The 21,312-nt window shown below is 68.3% G+C and carries 20 protein-coding genes; 10 read left to right on the plus strand and 10 right to left on the minus strand.

Features of this window, described 5'->3' with window-relative positions; translation table 11 throughout:
• Nucleotides 1-37 precede the first annotated feature (37 nt).
• The 4 genes from P7L68_RS23390 to P7L68_RS23405 all read left to right on the plus strand — a co-directional run bounded on the left by P7L68_RS23390 (nucleotide 38) and on the right by P7L68_RS23405 (nucleotide 4,359).
• The gene (locus tag P7L68_RS23390) at nucleotides 38-1,015 is read left to right on the plus strand and encodes an NAD-dependent epimerase/dehydratase family protein (protein ID WP_372002129.1); all 978 of its coding nucleotides are present in this window, start codon (nucleotides 38-40) and stop codon (nucleotides 1,013-1,015) included.
• Nucleotides 1,002-2,348 carry a flavin-containing monooxygenase gene (locus tag P7L68_RS23395; RefSeq protein ID WP_372002131.1) on the plus strand — a complete coding sequence of 449 codons (1,347 nt, stop codon included), beginning with the start codon at nucleotides 1,002-1,004 and terminating at the stop codon, nucleotides 2,346-2,348. Before P7L68_RS23390 ends, P7L68_RS23395 begins: the two co-directional genes overlap by 14 nt.
• A 287-nt stretch (nucleotides 2,349-2,635) precedes the next feature.
• Nucleotides 2,636-3,742 carry an NAD(P)/FAD-dependent oxidoreductase gene (locus tag P7L68_RS23400; RefSeq protein ID WP_372002133.1) on the plus strand — a complete coding sequence of 369 codons (1,107 nt, stop codon included), beginning with the start codon at nucleotides 2,636-2,638 and terminating at the stop codon, nucleotides 3,740-3,742.
• Nucleotides 3,739-4,359 (plus strand): alpha/beta hydrolase, encoded by a 621-nt coding sequence (locus tag P7L68_RS23405; protein ID WP_372002135.1) that lies wholly within the window; start codon nucleotides 3,739-3,741, stop codon nucleotides 4,357-4,359. The genes P7L68_RS23400 and P7L68_RS23405 overlap by 4 nt, the downstream gene beginning before the upstream one ends.
• 20 nt (nucleotides 4,360-4,379) lie before the next feature.
• Here the strand turns inward: P7L68_RS23405 and ybaK are convergent, their stop codons facing one another.
• The gene (ybaK, locus tag P7L68_RS23410; protein ID WP_372002137.1) at nucleotides 4,380-4,871 is read right to left on the minus strand and encodes a Cys-tRNA(Pro) deacylase; all 492 of its coding nucleotides are present in this window, start codon (nucleotides 4,869-4,871) and stop codon (nucleotides 4,380-4,382) included.
• Nucleotides 4,872-4,933: 62 nt separating this feature from the next.
• A complete protein-coding gene (locus P7L68_RS23415) occupies nucleotides 4,934-5,842 on the minus strand; it encodes a LysR family transcriptional regulator (protein WP_372002139.1) in 909 nt (302 codons plus the stop codon).
• 139 nt (nucleotides 5,843-5,981) lie between these two features.
• Between P7L68_RS23415 and P7L68_RS23420 the strand changes: the two genes are divergently transcribed.
• Entirely contained in the window at nucleotides 5,982-7,166 is a 1,185-nt protein-coding gene (locus P7L68_RS23420) for an MFS transporter (protein ID WP_372002141.1), read from the plus strand.
• Between the two features lie 23 nt (nucleotides 7,167-7,189).
• On the opposite strand, the gene P7L68_RS23425 is transcribed toward P7L68_RS23420, so the two are convergent.
• On the minus strand, nucleotides 7,190-8,821 hold the full coding sequence (locus P7L68_RS23425; protein ID WP_372002142.1) for a class I adenylate-forming enzyme family protein: 1,632 nt from the start codon (nucleotides 8,819-8,821) through the stop codon (nucleotides 7,190-7,192).
• A gap of 245 nt (nucleotides 8,822-9,066) precedes the next feature.
• On the opposite strand from P7L68_RS23425, the gene P7L68_RS23430 reads away from it, so the two are divergent.
• A complete protein-coding gene (locus tag P7L68_RS23430; RefSeq protein WP_372006934.1) occupies nucleotides 9,067-10,296 on the plus strand; it encodes an ABC transporter substrate-binding protein in 1,230 nt (409 codons plus the stop codon).
• A gap of 46 nt (nucleotides 10,297-10,342) precedes the next feature.
• Here P7L68_RS23430 and P7L68_RS23435 read toward each other — a convergent pair whose 3' ends face one another.
• Nucleotides 10,343-11,011, minus strand: coding sequence for a nitroreductase family protein (locus P7L68_RS23435; RefSeq protein ID WP_372002144.1), 669 nt, complete (start codon nucleotides 11,009-11,011; stop codon nucleotides 10,343-10,345).
• A 157-nt stretch (nucleotides 11,012-11,168) separates the two neighbouring features.
• Between P7L68_RS23435 and P7L68_RS23440 the strand changes: the two genes are divergently transcribed.
• A complete protein-coding gene (locus tag P7L68_RS23440) occupies nucleotides 11,169-12,362 on the plus strand; it encodes an acyl-CoA dehydrogenase (protein WP_372006935.1) in 1,194 nt (397 codons plus the stop codon).
• A gap of 5 nt (nucleotides 12,363-12,367) precedes the next feature.
• Here P7L68_RS23440 and P7L68_RS23445 read toward each other — a convergent pair whose 3' ends face one another.
• The 5 genes from P7L68_RS23445 to P7L68_RS23465 form a co-directional block, all read right to left on the minus strand.
• Complete coding sequence (locus P7L68_RS23445) at nucleotides 12,368-13,864, minus strand: PAS domain S-box protein (protein WP_372002146.1); 1,497 nt, start codon at nucleotides 13,862-13,864, stop codon at nucleotides 12,368-12,370.
• A gap of 124 nt (nucleotides 13,865-13,988) precedes the next feature.
• On the minus strand, nucleotides 13,989-14,522 hold the full coding sequence (locus P7L68_RS23450) for a TspO/MBR family protein (RefSeq protein ID WP_372002148.1): 534 nt from the start codon (nucleotides 14,520-14,522) through the stop codon (nucleotides 13,989-13,991).
• Nucleotides 14,523-14,564: 42 nt separating this feature from the next.
• Nucleotides 14,565-15,146 carry a histidine phosphatase family protein gene (locus P7L68_RS23455; protein ID WP_372002149.1) on the minus strand — a complete coding sequence of 194 codons (582 nt, stop codon included), beginning with the start codon at nucleotides 15,144-15,146 and terminating at the stop codon, nucleotides 14,565-14,567.
• A 144-nt stretch (nucleotides 15,147-15,290) separates the two neighbouring features.
• Nucleotides 15,291-16,412: a nickel/cobalt transporter gene (locus P7L68_RS23460; RefSeq protein ID WP_372002150.1), complete on the minus strand. Its 1,122-nt coding sequence runs from the start codon at nucleotides 16,410-16,412 to the stop codon at nucleotides 15,291-15,293.
• A complete protein-coding gene (locus P7L68_RS23465) occupies nucleotides 16,390-17,007 on the minus strand; it encodes a DUF1007 family protein (protein WP_372002152.1) in 618 nt (205 codons plus the stop codon). The genes P7L68_RS23460 and P7L68_RS23465 overlap by 23 nt, the downstream gene beginning before the upstream one ends.
• A gap of 348 nt (nucleotides 17,008-17,355) precedes the next feature.
• Here P7L68_RS23465 and P7L68_RS23470 point away from each other — a divergent pair, with 348 nt between their 5' ends.
• Nucleotides 17,356-18,009, plus strand: a complete 654-nt coding sequence (locus P7L68_RS23470; RefSeq protein WP_372002153.1) for an exopolysaccharide biosynthesis protein — start codon at nucleotides 17,356-17,358, stop codon at nucleotides 18,007-18,009.
• Between the two features lie 10 nt (nucleotides 18,010-18,019).
• On the opposite strand, the gene P7L68_RS23475 is transcribed toward P7L68_RS23470, so the two are convergent.
• On the minus strand, nucleotides 18,020-19,207 hold the full coding sequence (locus P7L68_RS23475) for a YbfB/YjiJ family MFS transporter (RefSeq protein ID WP_372002155.1): 1,188 nt from the start codon (nucleotides 19,205-19,207) through the stop codon (nucleotides 18,020-18,022).
• Between the two features lie 273 nt (nucleotides 19,208-19,480).
• Between P7L68_RS23475 and P7L68_RS23480 the strand changes: the two genes are divergently transcribed.
• Together P7L68_RS23480 and P7L68_RS23485 are read left to right on the plus strand one after the other, a co-directional pair.
• The gene (locus tag P7L68_RS23480; RefSeq protein ID WP_372002156.1) at nucleotides 19,481-20,644 is read left to right on the plus strand and encodes a transporter substrate-binding domain-containing protein; all 1,164 of its coding nucleotides are present in this window, start codon (nucleotides 19,481-19,483) and stop codon (nucleotides 20,642-20,644) included.
• A 26-nt stretch (nucleotides 20,645-20,670) separates the two neighbouring features.
• A complete protein-coding gene (locus tag P7L68_RS23485; protein WP_372002157.1) occupies nucleotides 20,671-21,279 on the plus strand; it encodes an ANTAR domain-containing response regulator in 609 nt (202 codons plus the stop codon).
• Nucleotides 21,280-21,312 lie beyond the last annotated feature (33 nt).

A 21,312-nucleotide genomic window follows, 5' to 3' on the forward strand; every position in this document is an offset into this window, starting at 1 on the left:
TCAACCGGTTCACAGGGAACGGGAGGAAAGGGTCATCATGACACGCGTCCTGATCACCGGCGCCGGTGGGTTCCTGGGTCGCCGTCTGGCACGGGCGATCGCCGCCGGGGCCCCGCTGGCCGGGCCCGATGGCCGCATCGGGCCGGCCAGCCAGCTGGAGCTGGTCGATCTGAGGGTCCCCGAGATGCCGGCCGGGGCCCTTGTACCGGTGGCCCGCATGGCGGCAGATCTCGCCGACCCGGCGGTGGCGGCGGCCCTCGGCTGCCGGGGGGCCGATGTCATCTTCCATCTGGCCGCCAGCCTGACGCTCGACGCCGAACGCGCGCCGGATGCTGCCTGGGCCGTGAATGTCGAGGCGCTGCGCCGCATGGCCGAAGCGGCGGAAGGCCGCCCCCGTGTCATCTTCACCAGCTCGATCGCGGTCTTCGGCGGCAGTCTGCCGGCTGAAACCGGCGACGATCTCCGGCCGCTGCCCGCCACCGGTTACGGCACCCATAAGGCGATTGCGGAACTGATGCTGGCCGATCTGTCGCGCCGCGGCCGCATCGACGGCCGCTCCCTGCGCCTGCCGATCGTGGTCACCCGTCCGGGCGCGCCGACGCCTGCGATTTCGGACCGGATTGCCGCACTGATCCGCGCGCCTCTGGCCGGCCGCGACGTCGTCTCGCCGCTGCCGCCCGGGGCCTCCGTGCCGCTTGCCTCGGCGGGGGCGGTGGTGGCGGGTCTGCTGCGCCTGCAGGCGGTGGCGGAAGACGATCTGCCGCCGGGCCGGGCACTGAACCTGCCGGCCGTCACCACGACCATCGACGCGCTTGCAGGCGCGGTGGCGGCACATGGCGCCGCCGGCCGGATCAGCTTTGCGCCGGAGCCGGACCTCACCCGCATCGTCGGCGGCTGGCCGCAACGCTTCGTCTCGGCCCGGGCGGAGCCCCTGGGCATCCGCCCGGATGGCGGTCTCGACGCCATCATCGCGGATTATCTGGCGCATGAGGGAGCCGGCCATGTCAGGCACTGAGAAGCGGAGCGTCGAAGGCATCGCCGGCTGCGCCCAGATCTGCATCATCGGTGCCGGCTCGTCGGGCGTTGCCGTCGCCAAGGCGCTGAAGGATCGCGGCATCGCTTTCGCCTGCTACGAAACCGGCTCGGATATCGGCGGCATGTGGCGCTACCGCAACGACAACGGCATGTCGTCGGCCTATGCGGCGCTGCATATCGACACCAGCCGCGACAATCTGGGCTATCCGGACTTCCCGATTCCGAAGCACCTGCCGGATTTCCTGTCCCATGCGCAGTTTCTGGCACATCTGGAAGCCTATGCCGATCATTTCGGCATCCGGCCGCTGATCACCTTCCGCACCTCGGTAACGGAGGTGAGCCCGATGGAGGACGGGCGATGGCGTGTATCACTGTCCGACGGCCGCGTGATCCCCTATCGGCATGTGATCATTGCCAACGGCCATCTCTGGGATCCGCGCCTGCCCGAATTTCCGGGCCGGTTCGACGGCACGACGCTGCACGCCCATCACTATCGCACCCCTGATCCTTTCGACGGACGGCGGGTACTGGTGGTGGGCCTCGGCAATTCGGCCGTCGACATTGCGGTCGACCTTTGCCGGCGCGCTGCCCATGTCACGATCTCCACCCGCCGGGGCGCCTGGATCATGCCCAAATACCTGATGGGTATACCGGTGGACCGCTGGTCGGCCACGCTTTCGCGCCGCCTGCGCCTGCCGACGCGGGTAACCCGCATGATCATGTCCCGGCTGATCAGGCTGGGCGTCGGCGATCAGCGGCGCTTCGGCCTGCCGCGCCCGGCCCATCCGATGTGGCGGGAACACGCGACGCTCAGCCAGGATCTGCTGCCGGCCATCGGCCATGGAAGGATCACCGTGCGCCCCGACATCGCCCGGCTGGACGGCGACGGCGTGGTCTTCACCGACGGCGCCCGGGCCCCCTTCGATGCCATCATTTACGCCACCGGCTACCGGACCAGCTTCCCCTTCCTGGAGGCCGGCCTCGCCCGGCAGGCGCTCGGTGACGAGAGCCGGCCGGCGCTCTATCGCCGCATGCTTTCCCCCACCTGCCCCGGCCTCGCCTTCGCCGGGCTGGTTCAGCCGATCGGGCCGACAATTCCGCTGGTCGAGATCCAGGCCCGCTGGCTCGCCAGCCTGCTGTCGGGTGCGATGGCACCGGCCAGCCCAGAGGACCAGCGGCATGAAATCCGTCGCCATCACGACATCCAGCGCCGCACCTGGCTCGACAGCCCGCGCTATGCGCTGGAGGTCGACTACCGGAGCTATGCCCGGCAGATGACACGCGACATGGCCCGCGGCCGGGCCGGCAACTGACACCGCCCCGGCGAGCAGCTTCGTTTCACCTGGAGATATCTTTGATGAAAAACCGGCAACACCTTGCGGAATGGATGCGACATTCAACTTTTGCGTGATAAATTCCCGATCCGTGGGCCGTCCGATGCCCGGTGGTCCGATATCGGCGGGTCGATCCGGCCTGTCCGGATCGTATTGTGGTTGCCGAGCCGGATGGACTAGTCACAAGATCGCCCCTATCTGGGGAACGGGCGGCGCCTGGCGCCGGTCCGCATCCATTGTCGACCTGATACGGAAACCGGAGTCCGATGACCGCGACCTCGACCACCTTCGATCCTGCTGCCTATGGCATTGCGCCGGGTGCCGCCGGCGACATCGTCGCAACCCAGCCCGGCGGGCGGCACGAGACCGACATTGCCGTGATCGGGGCCGGCCCCGTCGGCCTGTTCTCGGTGTTCGAGGCTGGCATGCTGAAGCTGAAGACGCATGTCATCGATGCGCTGCCGCATGTCGGGGGCCAGTGCAGCGCGATGTATCCGGAAAAGCCGATCTACGATATCCCGGGCTGGCCGAAGATCGAGGCGCAGGCCCTGATCGACCAGCTGGCCGCCCAGGCCGCCCCCTTCGATCCGGCCTGGCATCTGGGCCAGCAGGTCACCGGCCTTGCCCGCGACGAGGCATCGGGCGACTGGACCGTCACCACCGACAAGGGGACCGCGATCCGGGCCAAGGCGGTGCTGATCGCCGCCGGTGTCGGCGCCTTCGGGCCGAACCGGCCGCCGCTGGCCGGCATCGAGGCCTATGAAGAACGCTCGGTCTTCTATCGCGTCGCCCGCAAGGAAGCCTTCCGCGGCAAGCGGGTGGTGATCGCCGGCGGCGGCGACAGCGCGCTCGACTGGGCGATCGAACTTGCCGACATCGCCGCGGCGATCATGGTCATCCATCGCCGCCCGAAATTCCGCGGTGCGCCGGAAAGCGTGGCGAAGCTCCATGCCCTGGCGGCCCAGGGCAAGATCGAGCTGGTCGTGCCCTACCAGCTCCACGGCCTGGAGGGCGATCCGGAAACCGGCCGGCTGGATGTCGTGACGGTCGCCGATCTGGACGGCAATATCCGCCGGCTGGAGGCCGATGTGCTGCTGCCCTTCTTCGGCCTGTCGATGAATCTGGGGCCGATCCTGACCTGGGGCCTGGCCCTGGACCAGAACCACATCACGGTCGAGCAGGCGACCATGTCGACCAGCCTGCCCGGCATCTTCGCCATCGGCGACATCGCCCGCTATCCGCACAAGCTGAAGCTGATCCTCTCGGGCTTCGCCGAGGCCGCCTCGGCAACCCATGCCGCCCGCGAGATCTGCCGCCCGGGCGAGGTGATGCATTTCGAATATTCCACCACCAAGGGCGTGCCGGGGGCATGACCGCCACCGCCCTCGTCATCCTGCTCCATGGGGTCGGCAGCAATGGCGCCGATCTGGAGCCGCTCGGGCGTTTCTGGCAGGGGGCGCTGCCGGGGGCGGTGTTCGTGTCGCCGGATGCGCCGCATCGTTTCGATCAGGCGCCGGCCGGCTTTCAGTGGTTCTCGATCGGGGCGATCACGGCCGCCGACCGGGCAGCCAGGATTGCCGCGGCGCGGGCGGATTTCGATGCGCTCGTCGACCGGATCGTGACCGGGCAGGGCTTTCGCGACCGGCTGGACCGGGTGGCCCTGGTCGGGTTCTCGCAGGGCTCGATGATGCTGCTGGACGGCATCGCCCGCGGCCGCTGGCCGGTGGCGGCGGGCGTCGCCTTCTCGGGGCGGCTTGGCACGGCGGACCCGCTGACGCCGGCGCATCTGACGCCGCTGCTGCTGATCCACGGCCTGGCGGATCCGGTGGTGCCGGCGGAAGAGAGCCGGCTGGCCGCCGAACGGCTGGCCGCGGCCGGGGTGGATGTCGAGGCACGGTTCGAGCCGGGGCTCGGCCACACCATCTCTCAGGCCGGCGCCATGGAGGCCGGGCGGTTCCTGGCCGACAGGCTGGGCTTCGGACCCGCCTGACCAGGCCGGGAACAGGCGGGTCAGACGATCAGCGGCGCGGTCACCGCCGCCAGTGCCCGGACCAGATCGGCCGGCGCGAGCTTCGCCTGAAGCCCGCGCTGACCGCCATTCACGAAGACGTAGGGCTCTGCCATCGCGGCCACCTCGACCGCGGTCGGCACCCGCTTCTTCTGGCCGAAGGGGCTGATGCCGCCGACATGATAGCCGGTGATGCGCTCGGCATCGGTCGGGCGCATCATCACCGCCGCCTTGCCGCCGAAAGCCTGGGCGAGCTTCTTCATGCTCACCTCGTGATCCGACGGCACCACCACGCAGACCGCGCGGCCGTCGACCTCGGCCATCAGGGTCTTCAGCACCCGCTGCGGCGGCTCCCCGATCGCCTCGGCCGCCTGCAGGCCGATGCGCCCGGCATCGGGATCATAGTCATAGGTCAGCGTCTCGAAAGCGATCCCGGCCCTGGCGAGGGTCTGGGTGGCGCGGGTGGATGCCGTGGTTTTCCCGGATTTCGCCATGACGGGGCCGCCTTCCTGCACGAATGTGACGGCGGAGATATAGCACGCCGGGGCCGAAGCGGTCACAGATGCAGCGCCTGGATCTCTCGGCGCAGCCAGCAGATCTTGGGGTCGCGGTCCCGGCGTGGATGCCAGGCCAGATGGATGGTGAAACCCGGCACCGCAACCGGCGGTTCGAAGATGTCGAGATCGCGCGCACAGGCCATGGCCAGACGTTCCGGGGCCATGGCGATCAGGTCGGTGCGGGCCAGCAGCGGCGGCAGCTGCAGGAAGCTCGATACCGAGGCCGCGATCCGGCGCGCCCGCCCCACCGCCGCCAGCGCCTCGTCGGTCACCCCGCGAAGCGCGCCGCCCACCGGCGAGACCAGGACATGAGGCAGGCGACAGAATTCATCCAGATCGAGGGGCGCAGTGCCCCGCGGATGACCGCGCCGCTGCACGGCCACGAAGCGTTCGTCGAACAGCCGGCTGCGGATCGCCCCCTGGGGCAGCAGCGGCTCTGACGCGATGATCAGATCAGCGCGCCCCTCTTCCAGATCCTGGCGGCTGCGCTGCGGATCATGGGCCATCATCACCACCCTGGTATCCGGAGCGGGGCCACCGTCGCGCCGCTCGAAAGCGGTCACCAGCCGGCCGGTCACCGCCGCGTGGATGTAGTCGGTGGCGACCACCCGCACCGTCACCGGCCCGGCCATGGGATCGAAGGGCAGTTCCGCCGCGACCAGGGACTGAAGTTCATCGAGCAGACGATTGAGCGGCTGGCGCAGCGCCTCCGCGCGGCTGGTCGGCACCAGGCCGCGGCCCGAGCGGACCAGAAGCGGGTCGTCGAACAGGTCACGCAAGCGGGCAAGCTGGGCCGACAGCGCCGGCTGGCTGATCCCCAGCCGGCGGGCGGCGCGGGTGACGCTGCGTTCCGCCAACAGCACGTCCAGCGACAGCAGCAGGCCCAGATCATGCCGCGGCAAATCCATACAGCTTATCTTTCCTATACGAAACATCGATTTGAATTATGTCAGGACTGCGGGCAGCTTCAACGGCCCGAGTCGTCCGATCTCGGCTCCCGCATCCCATCGCAACCGCCCGCGCCTTGCGGGCGCACAGGACGTCCGCATGCCCCGTCACTTCCGCGCCACGAGCCGTCTTCCAGCCCTTCTGGCACTGGCCGGCGGCTATTTCATCGTGGGCGTCGCCTCCATGTCGGTGATCGGCTTCGCCCAGCCGCTCACCGCCGATCTGGGCCTCCCCCCCTCTGCGGTGGGCGGGCTGGTCACGGCCTTCGCCATCACCTATGCGCTCGCCGCGCCGGCCATGCAGATCCTGTTCGGCGACCGGGACCGGCGGCGGATGGTGGTCACGGGCCTGGCCGGCGTGTGCCTGGGTGCCGTGCTGTGCGCGCTTGCGCAAAGCTATGGGATGCTGGTTGCCGGCCGCACGGTGATGGCGCTGGGGGCCGGCCTGGTCGGCCCCACCGTCTCGGCCACCGGTGCCACGCTGGTCGATGAAGACCGCAGGGCCTCGGCACTCGCCACCGTCTTCGGCGGCATGACGGCGGCCGTCGTGGTCGGCGTGCCGATCTGCAGCATGGCCGGCATCGCGATCGGCTGGCGCGGCGTCACCTGGGGGATCGCGGCGCTCGCCATCCTGGTTGCCCTGGCGGTGCGCGCCACCGTGCCCGGAGGGCTGCGCGGCTCCAGGTCGGGGGCGCGGGTGCTGCTGCGCATGATGATCGACCGGCGGATCGGCATGGCGCTGATGGTGCCGCTGATGCAGATGTCCGGGATCTTCGTCACCTACGCCCTGCTTGCCCCGTGGATGGCCGCCGTCGCCGAAGCCGGCGGCCATGTGCTCCCCGAAAGTGCCGTGCCGACCGCCATGTTCATCTATGGTGCCGGCGGGCTGATCGGCAATGCGCTGGGCGCCGTGCTGGAACGCCGCTTCGGCGCCGTCGGCACGCTGCGCATCACCCTCACCGCCCTTGGGCTGGGCTTCGCGGCGGCGCTGGTGGTGCCGGGCGGGCTGATCCCGCTTTATCTGCTGATGTCGGTCTGGGCGGTCACCGCCATGTCGTTCATGGCCCCGCAGCAGAAGCGCCTGGTCGATCTGGCCGGTGATCGCGCCGGTCTGGCCCTGGCTCTCAATGCCTCGGCACTCTATGCCGGCATGTCGCTGGGTTCGGGCGTGGGCGTGGCGGTGCATGGCGGGGCGGGACCGCTGCTGCTGCCCGCCGCCTCGCTCGCCTTCGTGGTGGTGGCCATGCTCGCCCTCGAAATCTCCAGGCGGCCGGCGCGGGCATGATCGACGCAGGGGCCGGTCGGCGATCAGATCACCCGCCCCTCCGCTGCCCAATAGGGGGCCCGCAATTCGCGCTTCAGTACCTTGCCCAGGGCGTTGCGCGGAAACTCGTGGCGAAACTCCACGCCGACCAGACGCTGGGTCTTGGCCAGCCGGTCATTCGCCCAGGCCTTGAGATCCGCCTCGGTGACCCGAGCGCCGTCGCGCGGGATCACCAGCGCCAGAGCCGCCTCGCCCCATTTTTCATGCGGCACGCCGATGACCGTCACGTCGAGCACATCGGGATGGCCGCCAAGCACGGTCTCGACATCGGTCGGGAAGACGTTGAACCCGCCTGAGACGATCATGTCCTTCTTGCGGTCGAGGATATAGAGGAAGCCGTCCTCGTCGAGCCTGCCGACGTCGCCGGTGCGGATGAAGCTGCGGCCGCGCTCGTCGCGCCAGATGGCCGCGGCGGTGGCCTCGGGGCGGCCGTGATAGCCGGTCATCATCCCGGCACCGTACCCGGCAATCTCGCCCGCGTCTCCCGCCGGCAGCTCGCGGCCCTCATCGTCGATGATCCGGACCTCGAAGCCCAGCACCGGGGTTCCGACCGAGGCCAGCCTGGTCGCGTGGAATTCGGGCTTGAGCATGGTCGCAAAGCCTTCGGTCAGGCCGTACAGCTCGTAAAGCCCCGGCCCCATCCGCGCCAGCACCGCCCGTTTGGTATCGGGCCTGAGCGGCGAGCCGGCGGAAAGCATGGTCTTCAGGCTTGAGAGATCCGCATGGTCGAGCGCCGGGCAGGCCAGGGTCAGGATGTATTGGGTCGGCACCATGAAGGTGTGGGTGATCCGCTCCCGCGCCACCGTCTCCAGGAAGGCCGCAGGGTCGAATTGCGGCAGGATATGGAGCGTGCCGCCGGCGAACAGCACCGGCAGCACCATCAGCCAGGTGCCGTTGGAATAAAGCGCGGTGGTGGTCAGCGCCCGCGAGGTCTGGTCGAACCGCATCTCGATCGCGTTGGAGAACGACCAGTGCTGCCGCGCCCGATGGGTCTGGACGATCCCCTTGGGCAGCCCCGTGGTGCCCGAGCTGTAGATGATGTTGAACGGGTCATCCAGGGCATAGCGCACGGGCGGCTGGGAGTCCGGTGCATCTCCCAGAAAGTCGTCGTAAGCGGTCCAGCCGGGCTGTTCGCGGCCCAGCACCACGAAACGATCCGGCGCCACCCGGTCGAGCCGCTCCCGGACCGGCGCGATCCGGTCGATCAGTCCGGGGGCGACGATCAGGGTCGTCGCCCCGGAATCGATGATCAGATGGGCAAGCTGGTCGGGCGTCAGCATGGCCGAGAGCGGCACCAGACAGGCCCGCGCCTTGACCACGCCGAACATCACCGGAATGGTCATGACCTCGTTGCCGAGCAGCACCGCAACCTTGTCGCCACGGCCGAGCCCGCGGGCATGAAGGGCATTGGCAAGCCGGTTCATCGCCTGGTCGAAACCGCGCCAGCTGAGCCGGTCTGCGCCACAGACGATGGCGTCCTTCCCGGGGAAATGGCGGGCATGAACCGCCCAGATCTCGGGCAGATAGACATGGATGTCGTCGGGCCGGTCCCAGGCACCCCCACCCCCCTCGGATCCGGTCCGGTCAGAAAGGGCCGGCTGCGTCACCACGGTCATGTCCTGCGTGTCCTCCGTCTGGCTCTTCCCGCACCGGACAAGCCGCGCGGGCGGCATATTAAACAAACCATTGTTTGGCTCCTTATGCCGACTTTGGCTTGCATCCTCCGGCCTGTCCAGGCGGAAAGCGGCAGCAGATAGAACTACCAAACACTTGTTTTTTTAAAACCCGGACCTCTGCTAAGCTCACCTCCAAACGATCAACGAGTCCGGCCCCGAGCCGGACCGACGGGAGGAAGATGACGATGACGGAACGGGTGACGCGGGGCGCCATGCGCACCGTGCTGGCGGCCGGCCTTCTCTGCGGTGTTGCGGGCATGGCGTCGGCTGCGGAAATCAGCGGCGAGGTGGTCCGGATCGGGGTGATGAACGACCAGTCGGGTGCCTATGCCGATACGTCCGGGCCCGGCTCGGCGGCCGCAGCCCGGCTGGCGGTGGAAGATTTCGGCGGCACCGTACTCGGCAAGCCGATCGAGATCGTCTCGGCCGACCATCAGAACAAGCCGGATATCGGCGCCGGCACCGCGCGGCGCTGGTATGACCAGGATGGTGTCGACGGCATCTTCGACATCGCCAATTCGGCGGTCTCGCTGGCCGTGCAGGAACTCGCCAAGAGCGACGGGCGGCTGGTGGTCCATGTCGGCTCGGCCAATGACCGGATCTATGGCCAGGATTGCGCCGCGACCGGCTTCCTCTGGCTTTACGACACCTTCTCGATCGCCCAGGCGATCGGCAAGGCGGTGGTCGCCCAGGGCGGAGACAGCTGGTATTACATCTCGGCCGACTACGCCTTCGCCAAGGCGATGGAAGGGGCGCTGACCCCGGTGGTGGAAGCGGCCGGTGGCAGGGTGCTGGGGGCTGCACGCCACCCGATCGGCACCACCGACTATTCCTCTTACGTGCTTCAGGCCCAGGCTTCGGGCGCCAAGGTGGTGGCGCTCGCCAATGCCGGCGTCGATACCATCAACACCATCAAGCAGGCCTCGGAATTCGGCCTCACCCAGGGCGGACAGAAACTGGCGGCCACGGTGTTCTATCTGCACACCGTTCATGGGCTGGGGCTGGAGGTCGCCCAGGGGCTGCAGGTGGTGACCGGCTTCTACTGGAACATGGACGACGGCACCCGCGCCTTCGCGAAACGCTTCGAGGCCGCAACCAACGGCAACATGCCGTCCCAGATCCATGCCGGTACCTATTCGGCGGTGCTGCACTATCTGAAAGCGGTCGATGCCGCCGGCACCGACGAGCCGCGGGCGGTGGCGGCGAAAATGCGCGACCTCCGGGTGAACGATTTCTTCACCAGGGATGCGGAGGTCCGCAGGGATGGGCGGCTGATGCGGGATTATCACCTGGTGGAGGTGAAGACCCCCGCCGAGTCGACGGGTCCGTGGGACTATTACAAGGTACTCGACCGGGTGCCGGCAGCCGACGTCATCCGGCCCATGGACCCGGCGCTCTGCCCGATCCTCAAGTGAGACGGCCGCAGCCGACCCGCCCGGGCCGGCTGCGGACAGCCCGGGGTCAGCCGCGGAAGCGACCGGGATGGACGAAATCGGCGCGGGGCCTGCGCTCCCGCGCCGAGATTTCCCGGCCGCGCAGATCCTCGGGCAGCTCGGCGGCGTCACCGATCGGGCCGATCGCGATCATCGCCACCGGCTGCACATCTTCCGGCAGGCCGAGGGTGCCGGTCGCGACTCCGGCATCGAAACCGGCCATCTGGTGCAGCCACAGCCCCTCGGCGGTGGCCTGCACCGTCATCATCCCGACGGCCAGGCCCAGATCATAAAGAGCGGTCCCGATCGGCTTGCCGTCGGGACGCAGCGTGCGCGCCGCCGCCAGCATCAGCACCGGCGCCTTCGGTGCCCAGCGCCGGTTGCCCGGCAGAAGACAATCGGCCAGACGCCCGAAGCCCTCGGGATCCTCGGACCGGCTCGCCGCGACAAAGACCCAGGGCTGCTGGTTGTTCGCCGAGGGTGCCCAGCGTGCCGCCTCGAAGACCGTTGCCAGATCGTCGAGGGACAGATCGACATCGGCGAAGGCGCGCGGGCTCCAGCGTGCCGAGAGCAGCGGCAGGATCTCAGGCTCTGCCGAGGCGCGCTTGATCCCGGCCAGATCGGGCGCCCAGTCTTGGGGCGCATGTCCGTTCCAGCCATAGGGGGCCAGATCCTCGCCGGTCAGGGCTTCGCTCATGCTCCGTCTCCGCTGATTTTATTCCGCGTGGCAGTCCTATATTTCGCAAAGCGGACCTTGCCGATTTTTCGGCCACGCCGCCCTGTCGTCTCCTTATATTCGACGGCAGGAGACGCTCCACAAGACCCGCGACAAGGCCCGAACACCGATGAGCCATATGGAAACCTCGCCCAAAGCCGCCGCCGCCTTCGACTGGTCCGACCCGCTGCTGTTCGACGACCAGTTGACCGAAGACGAGCGGATGATCCGCGATTCAGCCCGCGACTTCGCGCGCGACCGGCTGCTGACCCGGGTGATCGAAGGCACCCGCCGCGAGAATTTCGACCGCGAGATCATGAACGAGATGGGCGCGCTGGGCCTGCTGGGCCCGACCCTGCCCGAGGAATACGGCTGTCCGGGCGTCTCGCATGTCGCCTATGGCCTGATCGCCCGCGAGGTGGAGCGGGTCGACAGCGGCTACCGCTCGGCGATGAGCGTGCAGTCCTCGCTGGTCATGCACCCGATCTATGCCTATGGCTCGGAAGAACAGCGCCGGAAATATCTGCCGAAGCTCGCCACCGGCGAGATGATCGGCTGCTTCGGCCTGACCGAACCCGATCACGGCTCGGATCCGGGGGGCATGAAGACCCGGGCCACCAGGGTCGATGGCGGCTGGCGGCTGAACGGCGCCAAGATGTGGATCACCAACTCGCCCATCGCCGATATCGCGGTGGTCTGGGCCAAGACCGATGACGACGTGATCCGCGGCTTCGTGGTCGAACGGGGCATGGAGGGTTTCTCCACGCCCAAGATCCAGGGCAAGATGTCGCTCCGCGCCTCGATCACCGGCGAGATCGTGCTCGACGACGTCTTCGTGCCCGAGGAAAACCTTCTGCCGAACGTGAAGGGGCTGAAGGGCCCGTTCGGCTGCCTGAACAAGGCCCGCTACGGCATCGCCTGGGGGGCGATGGGGGCGGCCGAGTTCTGCTGGCATCAGGCCCGGCAGTATGTGATCGACCGCAAGCAGTTCGGCCGGCCGCTGGCCGCCAACCAGCTGATCCAGAAAAAGCTCGCCGACATGCAGACCGAGATCACGCTGGGCCTGCAGGGCGTGCTGCGCCTGGGCCGTCTGATGGACGAGGGCCGTGCTGCGCCCGAGGCGATCTCGCTGTTCAAGCGCAACAATGTCGGCAAGGCGCTCGATATCGCCCGGCTCGCCCGCGACATGCATGGCGGCAACGGCATCTCGGACGAATTCCACGTCATCCGCCATCTGGTGAACCTGGAAACGGTCAACACCTACGAAGGCACCCATGACATCCACGCCCTGATCCTGGGCCGTGCCCAGACCGGCATCCAGGCCTTTTTCTGACCGGATCAGGCGGCCCGATCGTCGGCCTGCCGGTCCGGCAGGTCGACGAGCACGACGGCACCTCCCATGCGGCCGGTCTCGACCCGGATCCGGCCGCCCATCAGGGTGACCAGCCGGCGAACGATGGCGAGGCCGAGCCCTGCCCCGCCATGATTGCGCGACAGCACGCCGCCACCGGTCTCGAAGGGGCGGCCGATATCGCGGGCCAGCGCATCTGGCATGCCCGGGCCATCATCCTCGACCCGGACCACGACCCCGGTCTTTCCGGGCATCGCCTCGATGCGGACCCGGCCGTGGGGGCGCGCGAACTTGATCGCGTTCGAGGCCAGATTGGCGATGATGCGCACGATCGCGGTCGCATCGCCGGCAAGTGCTGCATCGGGCGCGATCGCCACATCGACCGTGACATCCGGCCGGCCTTCCGCCGCCGCCGCCCGTTCCAGCCCCTGACGCACGATCTGACCAAGATCCACGGCCTCGGCCGCCAGCAGCGACGGATCGTCGAGGCGGGTGAGATCCAGGATGTCGTCGACGATCGCAAGCAGGCGTCGCCCGGCCTGATGAATGGCGGTGACGTAATCCCGCTGGCGCTGCGGCAACGGCCCGTGCAGCCCCGAGATCAGCAGTTCGGCAAAGCCGATGACGGCGTTGAGCGGCGTGCGCAGCTCGTGATTCATATGGGCCAGAAAGGCGGATTTGGCCGCGCTCGCGGTCTCGGCGGCGGCGAGTGCCCGGGTCAGACGGCGCTCCGCCTCGACCAGCGGGGTCACATCGGCGAACTGGGTGATGCAATGGGCGGGATTGCCGTCGGCATCGCGGATCACGGCACCGGCGACGCGGAACCAGACGACATGGCCATCGGCATGAATATAGCGGCGCATGCCGTCGAGCGGCCGGCCGTCGATCCGGGCAGCCGCCAGCCAGCGTTCGGCCGCAGCCAGATCATCCGGATGGATCAGGCTGCGGAAATCCGCCCCGGCCAGGGCTGCGGCGTCGCGGCCCAGGCTGCGCGCCAGCGCCAGATTGACCCGCAGCATCCGCCCGTCCAGACCCACCACCGCCTGACCGACGCCGGTGCTTTCGAAGGACAGTCTCAGGCTTTCTTCCGCCAGTCGCCGGTCGGACAGATCACGGATCGTGCCGATGTAAAGCCGGGCATCATTGCTGCGGGTCAGCATGCTGACGACCAGATCGATCGGCACTGGTGTGCCATCGCGGCGTCGGCCGGTCAGCTGCCGGCCCCGGCCGATGATCCGCTGGCGGATGTCGGGATCGGCCGTACGGAGGTGGCGGTCATGGCCCGCCGCCTCTTCGGGGCGCATCAGCAGATTGATGCTCCGCCCGACCAGTTCGGCCGGGGTATAGCCGAAGATCAGCTCGGTGGCACGGTTTGCAAACTGCACGATGCCATGATCGTCGATGACCACGATCGCGTCGTGCGTTGCATCCACGATATCGGCGAACAGCTCGGGATCGTGGGAAATTGCAGGTCCGGTCTGCATGGCAGGGGCAGGCTTCCGCAGGGCAGCAATTCGGAGGAGCCGCAATCTACGGAGGCTTGCGCCCTGCGTCTACGCACCGGAATCGAAGACCACCCGCCCGATCCCTGCAACGTTACGCGCTTCGTCACAGTCCGGGGCTGAGATTGAGCCAGATCGAGGTGTTGAGCGCCGTGGCGAAGGCGCCCCAGGCCAGATAGGGCAGCATCAGCAGGCCGGCCACGCGATCGTGACGACCGAAGGCGATGGCCGTGGCGGCAACGGCGACCAGCAGCACCAGGATATCGACCAGCGCCAGCCCCACCTGATGCAGGCCGAAGAACAGCACCGACCAGGCAAGGTTGAGCGCCAGCTGCACGAGATGCAGGCCCAGAGCACCCCGTGCCCCGGCAATGCCGGCCTTGCGCCAGACCCGCCAGGCCGCAACGGCCATCAGGACGTAGAGCGTGGTCCAGACCGGCGCGAAGACCCAGTCGGGCGGGGTGAAACCGGGCTTGGGCAGGGTGCGGTACCAGCCGTCGATTTCGGGCGTAGTGACCGCACCGCCAAGCCCAGAGACCACGGCAGAGAGGACAAGAAAGCTCAGCAGAGCCAGCAGCGACCGCCCCGAAAAGACGGGCGGGCGGGCGGTATGGCCGACGCGGGCAGAGGGGGAGGTCATGATGAGCATCCTGATGAGGCTGAGGGGGTACCGGTCAGGCGGTCACGGGGAGAGGCGCGCCCGGACGGCAGCGGTTCCATCCTGCAGCACCTCGACCACGACGATCTCTCCCGAGGCCGGGAAGATGCCGGTGACGGCGGTGATGTTGACCTGATGGCTGACCATGATCAGCGGCGGATCACCGGCCTTGCGGTCGGCGATCCGCGCCAGGATGTCGCGCCGTGCCGCATCTTCCCGGCTGCGGTCACGGAAGAAACTGTCGAGCGGGGGAAACGGCTCCACCTTGCCCAGATCCATCTCGCGTGCCGTATCTGCCGCCCGGCACCAGCGGCTGGTCAGGACGGCGGCATCGGCCAGTCCGGCCGCCCGGAGCAGCCGGCCGGTCTCGCGCGCCTCGGCACGCCCCGCCTCAGACAGGTTGCGCTGGGTGGTGCAGTCGTCGAGGCGGAAATGATCGGGATCACCGGTACCCGGAGCGGTGGCATGGCGCATCAACGCGGCATGGCGCGGAAGATCCAGCAGCTGAACCACCTGACCGGCATCCGCCGCCTCTGCCGGCCGCGGGGCGGCAACCGCCAGGAGCAGAGCCAGAAAACCAAGGCGGAGGAAGGCGGATGCATGCATGGCGAAGCCTCCGGCAGAGCAGAATTCCGTCTCACCGTTTTACGCATCGCGGCCGGCAACGGATCAGGCCGTGTGCCCCGACCGCTGCCGGCACGGCTGGGATCAGCTCCGCCGCCCGCTCGCCTCCTCTCTGCCGGTGGCACGTCAGATGCCGGTGGAGATGCGGATCCAGGTCGCCCAGGCCATCAGCACGCCGAAGACAAGGATCATCGCCGGCGCCACGAAGCCCAGGCCACGATCCAGCAGCCGGGCCGTACGCGACCCGCCGCCCGACGCCAGCGCCAGCAGTGACCGTCGGACCCCGACGACCCCCAGGCCGATCAGCACCACGGTTATGGCCGACCCCAGGCTCATCGCCACGACGCCCGTGATCCCCAGCAGAAAAGCCCCCTGGCTCATCGAAAACAGCAGCAGCAGGATCGCGCCGGAACAGGGGCGGATACCGGCTGCGACGATCATCCCCCAGAAGGCATCCGGGTGACGCCGGACCGGCGGAGCGCGGTGGCCGTGGTCATGATCATGGTGATGGTCGTGGTGATGATCGGCCGCGCAGCCTGCGCAACCGTGCTGGTGGTCGTGGCCGTGACGGGCATGGTGGTCGTGCCCGCCGTGACTGTGCCCATCATGCGCGGCATGATCGTGCGCGCCGTGATCATGCTCGCCATGGCCATGGCCGCAGGCCGCGCGGCCACGCAGCAGGTTCAGGATCATCCAGCCGCCCATGGCCGCGATCAGGGCATAGCTCGCCAGCTCCAGCGCCAGAGGATCGGTCATCCGGCCCAGCCCCTGCCGCCCCAGGATCAGGGCAAGGCCGCCGATCACCAGAATGGCCACCGCCCCCTGCATCAGGCTGATGGCAATCCCCATCACCATGCTGGTCCGCGCATCGGCCGGCCGGCCGGCCAGATAGCCCGCCACCGCCACCTTGCCATGGCCGGGACCGGCGGCATGCAGCACGCCGTAGACGAAGGCGAGGCCGATCACGGTCAGGGCCGGCAGGATGGTTCCCTCGCGCACGGCCTCGCCCAGTCGGCCCGAGATCAGCGCGTTGAGTTCACCCTGCCAGGCGATGATCTGCATCAGCACCGGCCCCAGGATGCCGGCCCCCACGGCCGCCTCGGTCACCGGTGCCGCAGGCGGGGTTGCACCACCGCCCCGCCCCAGATAGCTGGACGCCGTCGCCATCGTGGGCAGCAGGGTCGCGGCAAGGACGAACACCGCCGCCCGGATCCTCCGCATCCGGTCAGCGTGCAGGGCAGACGACATCGATCACCTCGGGGTTCACATAGCCGAAATAGATGGGGTTGAGCGTGTCCTCGCGCGCAACCGGGCGGCAGAGGTCGAGCGGCGGTGCGTTGAGATGCAGCGACGCCGCCGGCAGATCGAAGGCGATGTAGTATTCCGGATCATAAACCCCGATGGTGATCCGGTGCTTCCGCGGATCGACCGGCTCGGTCAGGCGGGCGCGGAAGGTCATGGTCACGACCTTGTCGCCGATCTCGGCGGCCATGCCGTCCACGCCGGCCAGCTCGACGAAGGACGCATCGACCTGGACATGGGTGAAGTAGCCGTATTCCGACATGTTCTTGAGCAGCTCGGCGGTCAGGGCCGCCTGCTCGTCGGCGTCGTAACGGCCGTCGGCATTCCTGTCGAAATCCTGGATCAGCACCGCGCTCAGCATCGGGTCGAAAGCCCAGCGCAGCTGGATCGCCGTCACCCGGTCGTCGACCGTCTCGGGCGTCGCCTCGGCGGTCACCCAGACATGCGGGTGCGCGCGAGCCGGCATCGGCTGAAGCAGGGGGATGAGCGCGACCACGACCGCAGCGGCGACGTGGACGATGCGGAAGCGCATCCGGATCATGGGCAGCGGAGCCTCGGCTTCGGGGTGGGCGATCCGACGGTAACGCCGCAGCCCGCCCGCGTGCAACCAGGACACAATTCACCGATCGGAATCCGACGGCCCGGCACGAGTGTCACACATGGACATGGTCGTTCTGAATGGCGAGAGGCCGCCATGCAAATTTTATGAAATTCTGCGCCTCCCTCCATCCGAAAGCATTGGTTAATATGCGGGCCGCATGCTTGACCCATGGCCGCCCGAAGGGCGGTTCCGGGAGGACCGCCCGAGAGAATGGCGGCAACAGGCAGCAGCTTCCACGCCGGAAGCGAGCCATACAGGAACGGGACGAGCCGCGTGACGGATGGTATGATGACGCTTCACGAGGATGCTGCTACGGACGGCAGCCATCCGCCTCGTCCTGAAAGGACGTCGGACGTCCTCAAGCGGCTGATCCGGGACTGGCCGGGCGAGCGCATCAGCCTGCATGACCTGACATCGGTGATGGGTGATCGTGCCTTTGCCGCCCTCATCCTGCTGTTCGGCCTGCCCAACTGCCTGCCGCTGGGCATTCCCGGCCTCTCGGCCGTGCTGGGCGCGCCGATCGTTCCCTTCGCCATCGGCCTTATGCTCGGCCAGCGCAGCCCCTGGCTGCCGGCCTTTCTGGGGCGCCGGTCGTTCCGCAAGACCGACTTCATGATGGTCTTCAACAAGGCCCTGCCCTGGCTCGAAAAGGTGGAACGCCTGCTGAAGCCGCGTTGCGCCTGGGTGATCGAGGGTAAGGCCGAACGGCTGCTCGGCCTGATCCTGGTGATCCTGTCGATCGTGCTGGTGCTGCCCATTCCCTTCGGCAACAACCCGCCGGCGATCGCGATCTCGGTGATCGCCCTCGGCCTGATCGAACGCGACGGGCTCACGGTGCTCATCGGCTATCTGCTGGGCCTGATCAGCTGCGCCGTCGCCGCCGCGGTCGTGGTCGCCCTGTTCAAGGCGCTGGTTTACGCCCTGGTGCACTTCCTGACCTGACTGCGGCCGTTCAGCGACGGCGGAGGGTGAGTGCCGCCGCGATCGCCCCCAGGAACAGCGCTCCTGCTCCGGCGATGAACAGTGGCCGGTGTTCGCCGAACACCGCATACCATTCCGTCATCGCGAAACCCGACAGGCTTTGTGCCACAGCGAAGCTCACGGTCATCGCCGCCCAGGCCTGGCGCTGGCGATGCGGGCTCGCGATTTCGGTGATCCGCCCGGCGACCATCGTCCCCATGCCCGGCGTCAGCAGCCCGACCACCGCAGCACTTGCCGCGAGCGCCCAGGGGGCGGTGGTAAAGGCGGCGAGGCCGATGGCGGCACCCTTGATGACCAGGCCACCCACCAGGGTGCGTCCGAAACCGATCCGCTCGGCGACCAGCCCGACGGTGATGGGGCCGAAAGCGGCACCCAGGCCGAACAGGCTCCAGGATGCGCCGGCTGCCGCGAGGCCGAGCCCCAGGGTGCGGGCGACGTAATCCGCCCAGAACAGGGTATGGGGCACGAAGCCGAAGGCATCGAGAGCATAGGCAAGGCCGACCAGGGCGAGCGCGGCCCCGGTCGCCGCGGGCGGCACGCCCAGATGCCCGCCCCCGACGGCCGGCCCCGCGGCCTCGCGCGGCCAGCCGTTCCAGCCGACCACGCCCAGCACCAGGGCGAAGACGGTGAGCATGGCCCAGGCCTCGACCACGCCGAAACCGGCCGCGATCGGCACCAGCTGGCCCGAGACCACCACGCCCAGTCCCACACCGGTAAAGACCAGCCCGGCCACCCGGCCGCGCCGACGGATCGGGGTTGCCGACAGGGCCGCCGGCACCGCGACGATCATCAGGATGGCGCCGGTGATGCCGCCGATCGCGCGCCAGACCGCCAGCCAGCCATAGCCCAGATGGACGGCCGAGGCCGCGAAGGAGATCACGGTCAGGGCGATCGCAATCCGGATCAGCATGGCCACCGGCACCCGGCGGGCCAGCGGTGCCGCCGCCAGGGCCCCGGCCAGATAGCCGCCCAGATTGACCGCCCCGAGACTTGCCGCCGCCGCGCCGTCATACCACCCGCCCTGGACCAGGGCCGGGATCATCGGCGTATAGGCGAAGCGGGCAAGCCCCAGACCGATCAGCACCGAGGCGAAGGCTGCCGCGGCTGCCCGCCAGGGGATCCGGTCCTCGTCCGGCGTTGCAGGGTCGCTCGCACTCATCATCCGGTCTCCCACACCCAGGCGCGCCGGTACGGTGCCGCGCGCGCGTTTCGTTGGCCGGGATTATGGCCGGCGCCCGGGGGCCGGTGTCGAGCCCGCGATACGGCCCGCTCCGCATGGCTGCCATGCGATCCCGGTGCCGAGCATGTTGCAACGCACCGTCATTGGGCGTAGCTTGTTTCCAACGCGGACGACCTCCGCAGTGTGATTGTGAGCAGGGCAGCTCCCGTCGGCATCTCGTGCCGGCCGGGGGCTTTTTTTATGTGCAGGGCCATGGGCAAGAGATCGATACCGGATAGCTGGCGCGTGGGCGTGCTGTTCTCCGACACCGGCGTCACCGCCGCGGTGGAACGTACCCAGCGCCATGGCACGCTGCTCGCGATCGAGGAGATCAACGCCTCGGGCGGCATCGCCGGCCGGCTGATCGAGCCGGTGGTTCTGGATCCCGCCTCCACGCCCCGGCTCTATCGCGACCAGGCAGAACATCTGCTGGATGTGGAGCGGGTGCAGGTGATCTTCGGCTGCTACATGTCCAGCACGCGCAAGGCCGTGCTGCCGGTGGTGGAGGCCCGCAAGGCGCTGCTGTTCTACCCCACCCTCTACGAGGGCTTCGAATATTCCCGCAGCTGCATCTACACCGGCGCCTGCCCCAATCAGAACTCGGTCCAGCTGGTGAATTATCTGACGGCCCATTACGGCAAGCGACTTTTCATCGTGGGGTCGAACTACGTCTATCCTTACGAATCCAACCGCATCATCGCCGATCTCTATCTGCAGTCCGGCGGTACCCTGCTGCACGAGATGTATGTGCCGCTGGCGGTGGACGAGATCGATATGAACGAGGTCATCGCCCAGATCCGTCGCACCCGGCCGGATGTGATCTACTCGACCGTGGTCGGCGACGGCATCGCCCGGTTCTACGAGGCCTATCGTGCCGCAGGCTTCGACCCGGCCACCATGCCCATCGCGAGCCAGTCGACCAGCGAGGCCGAGATCGCCCAGATGGCCCCGGGCATCGCTGAAGGCCATATCGGCGTCTCGCCTTATTTCGCCGCGATCGACACCCCCGCCAACCACAGGTTCGTGGCCGCCTTCCGGCGCCGCTTCGGTGCCGATGCGGTGATTGCGGCGGCGGCCGAAGCGGCGTATTTCCAGGTCCATCTCTATGCAGCCGCCCTCGCCCGGGCCGAAAGCGACCGGGCGCAGGATCTGCTGCCCCAGCTCTACGAGGTCGAGGTGGATGCCCCGCAGGGCCGGATCCGGATCGAGCGCGACAACAACCACACCCATCTCTGGCCGAAAGTCGGCCGGGTGACGGCCGCCGGTCAGTTCGACGTGGTCTACGACCCGAAGACCCGGGTCCGCCCCGATCCGTACATGCTGGAATATCGTCTCGACGCCCCGGCGGCCCATGGCCTGCCGGTGGCAGGCCTCTGACCCTCCTTCACGGGAGCGCCCCCCACGTGTCGGTCGCCCTGCTGCGTGATCTTCTCGGCCTCAAGGTTCTGGTGGTCCATCCACCGGACGAGGAGGGCGCCTTTCTGGTCGATCATCTCCGGCGCATCGGCTGCATGGTCACCACGCTCTGGCCGGTGCCGGCGGAGCTGCCGGCCAATGCCGAAGTGGTTCTGCTGACCATCGCGGTGGAATACCGGGCCGAGATCGAACGCCTGCTCAAGGCCATGGGACCGGTACCGCCCACCATCATCGCCATCGTCGGCTACGAGGATCCGGGCACGCTCCAGATCGTGCTGGAAAGCGGCGCCTTCGCGGTGCTTGAAAAGCCGCTCAAGCCCTTCGGTCTGCTCACCAACCTCGCCATCGCCCGCAGCCTGTGGCTGGAACGCCAGCGGCTGCTGAAAGAGGCCCGCAAGCTGCGGCGCAAGATGGTCGGCGAACAGACGCTCGCCCGCGCCAAGGCGATCCTGATGGCGTCGAAGAGCCTGAGCGAGAACGAGGCGCATCAGTTCATCCGCCGCCAGGCCATGGCACGCCGGGCACCGATGGAAGAGATCGCGGCCGCGATCGTGAAGACCGAGGACCTCTTGACCCTGCCCCGCAAAGCTGATTAACATTCGCGCATGCTCAAGATCTGAGCAGCAGTC

Origin of the sequence: Tistrella mobilis (assembly GCF_041468085.1) — a bacterium.
GTDB classification, from domain to species: Bacteria; Pseudomonadota; Alphaproteobacteria; order Tistrellales; family Tistrellaceae; genus Tistrella; species Tistrella mobilis_A.

Coding starts and splice junctions, on each gene's coding strand:
- P7L68_RS23390 (WP_372002129.1), top strand. CDS start 38: ATGACACGCGTCCTGATCACCGGCGCCGGTGGGTTCCTGGGTCGCCGT.
- P7L68_RS23395 (WP_372002131.1), top strand. CDS start 1,002: ATGTCAGGCACTGAGAAGCGGAGCGTCGAAGGCATCGCCGGCTGCGCC.
- P7L68_RS23400 (WP_372002133.1), top strand. CDS start 2,636: ATGACCGCGACCTCGACCACCTTCGATCCTGCTGCCTATGGCATTGCG.
- P7L68_RS23405 (WP_372002135.1), top strand. CDS start 3,739: ATGACCGCCACCGCCCTCGTCATCCTGCTCCATGGGGTCGGCAGCAAT.
- ybaK (WP_372002137.1), bottom strand. CDS start 4,871: ATGGCGAAATCCGGGAAAACCACGGCATCCACCCGCGCCACCCAGACC.
- P7L68_RS23415 (WP_372002139.1), bottom strand. CDS start 5,842: ATGGATTTGCCGCGGCATGATCTGGGCCTGCTGCTGTCGCTGGACGTG.
- P7L68_RS23420 (WP_372002141.1), top strand. CDS start 5,982: ATGCCCCGTCACTTCCGCGCCACGAGCCGTCTTCCAGCCCTTCTGGCA.
- P7L68_RS23425 (WP_372002142.1), bottom strand. CDS start 8,821: ATGACCGTGGTGACGCAGCCGGCCCTTTCTGACCGGACCGGATCCGAG.
- P7L68_RS23430 (WP_372006934.1), top strand. CDS start 9,067: ATGACGGAACGGGTGACGCGGGGCGCCATGCGCACCGTGCTGGCGGCC.
- P7L68_RS23435 (WP_372002144.1), bottom strand. CDS start 11,011: ATGAGCGAAGCCCTGACCGGCGAGGATCTGGCCCCCTATGGCTGGAAC.
- P7L68_RS23440 (WP_372006935.1), top strand. CDS start 11,169: ATGGAAACCTCGCCCAAAGCCGCCGCCGCCTTCGACTGGTCCGACCCG.
- P7L68_RS23445 (WP_372002146.1), bottom strand. CDS start 13,864: ATGCAGACCGGACCTGCAATTTCCCACGATCCCGAGCTGTTCGCCGAT.
- P7L68_RS23450 (WP_372002148.1), bottom strand. CDS start 14,522: ATGACCTCCCCCTCTGCCCGCGTCGGCCATACCGCCCGCCCGCCCGTC.
- P7L68_RS23455 (WP_372002149.1), bottom strand. CDS start 15,146: ATGCATGCATCCGCCTTCCTCCGCCTTGGTTTTCTGGCTCTGCTCCTG.
- P7L68_RS23460 (WP_372002150.1), bottom strand. CDS start 16,412: ATGTCGTCTGCCCTGCACGCTGACCGGATGCGGAGGATCCGGGCGGCG.
- P7L68_RS23465 (WP_372002152.1), bottom strand. CDS start 17,007: ATGATCCGGATGCGCTTCCGCATCGTCCACGTCGCCGCTGCGGTCGTG.
- P7L68_RS23470 (WP_372002153.1), top strand. CDS start 17,356: ATGACGCTTCACGAGGATGCTGCTACGGACGGCAGCCATCCGCCTCGT.
- P7L68_RS23475 (WP_372002155.1), bottom strand. CDS start 19,207: ATGAGTGCGAGCGACCCTGCAACGCCGGACGAGGACCGGATCCCCTGG.
- P7L68_RS23480 (WP_372002156.1), top strand. CDS start 19,481: ATGGGCAAGAGATCGATACCGGATAGCTGGCGCGTGGGCGTGCTGTTC.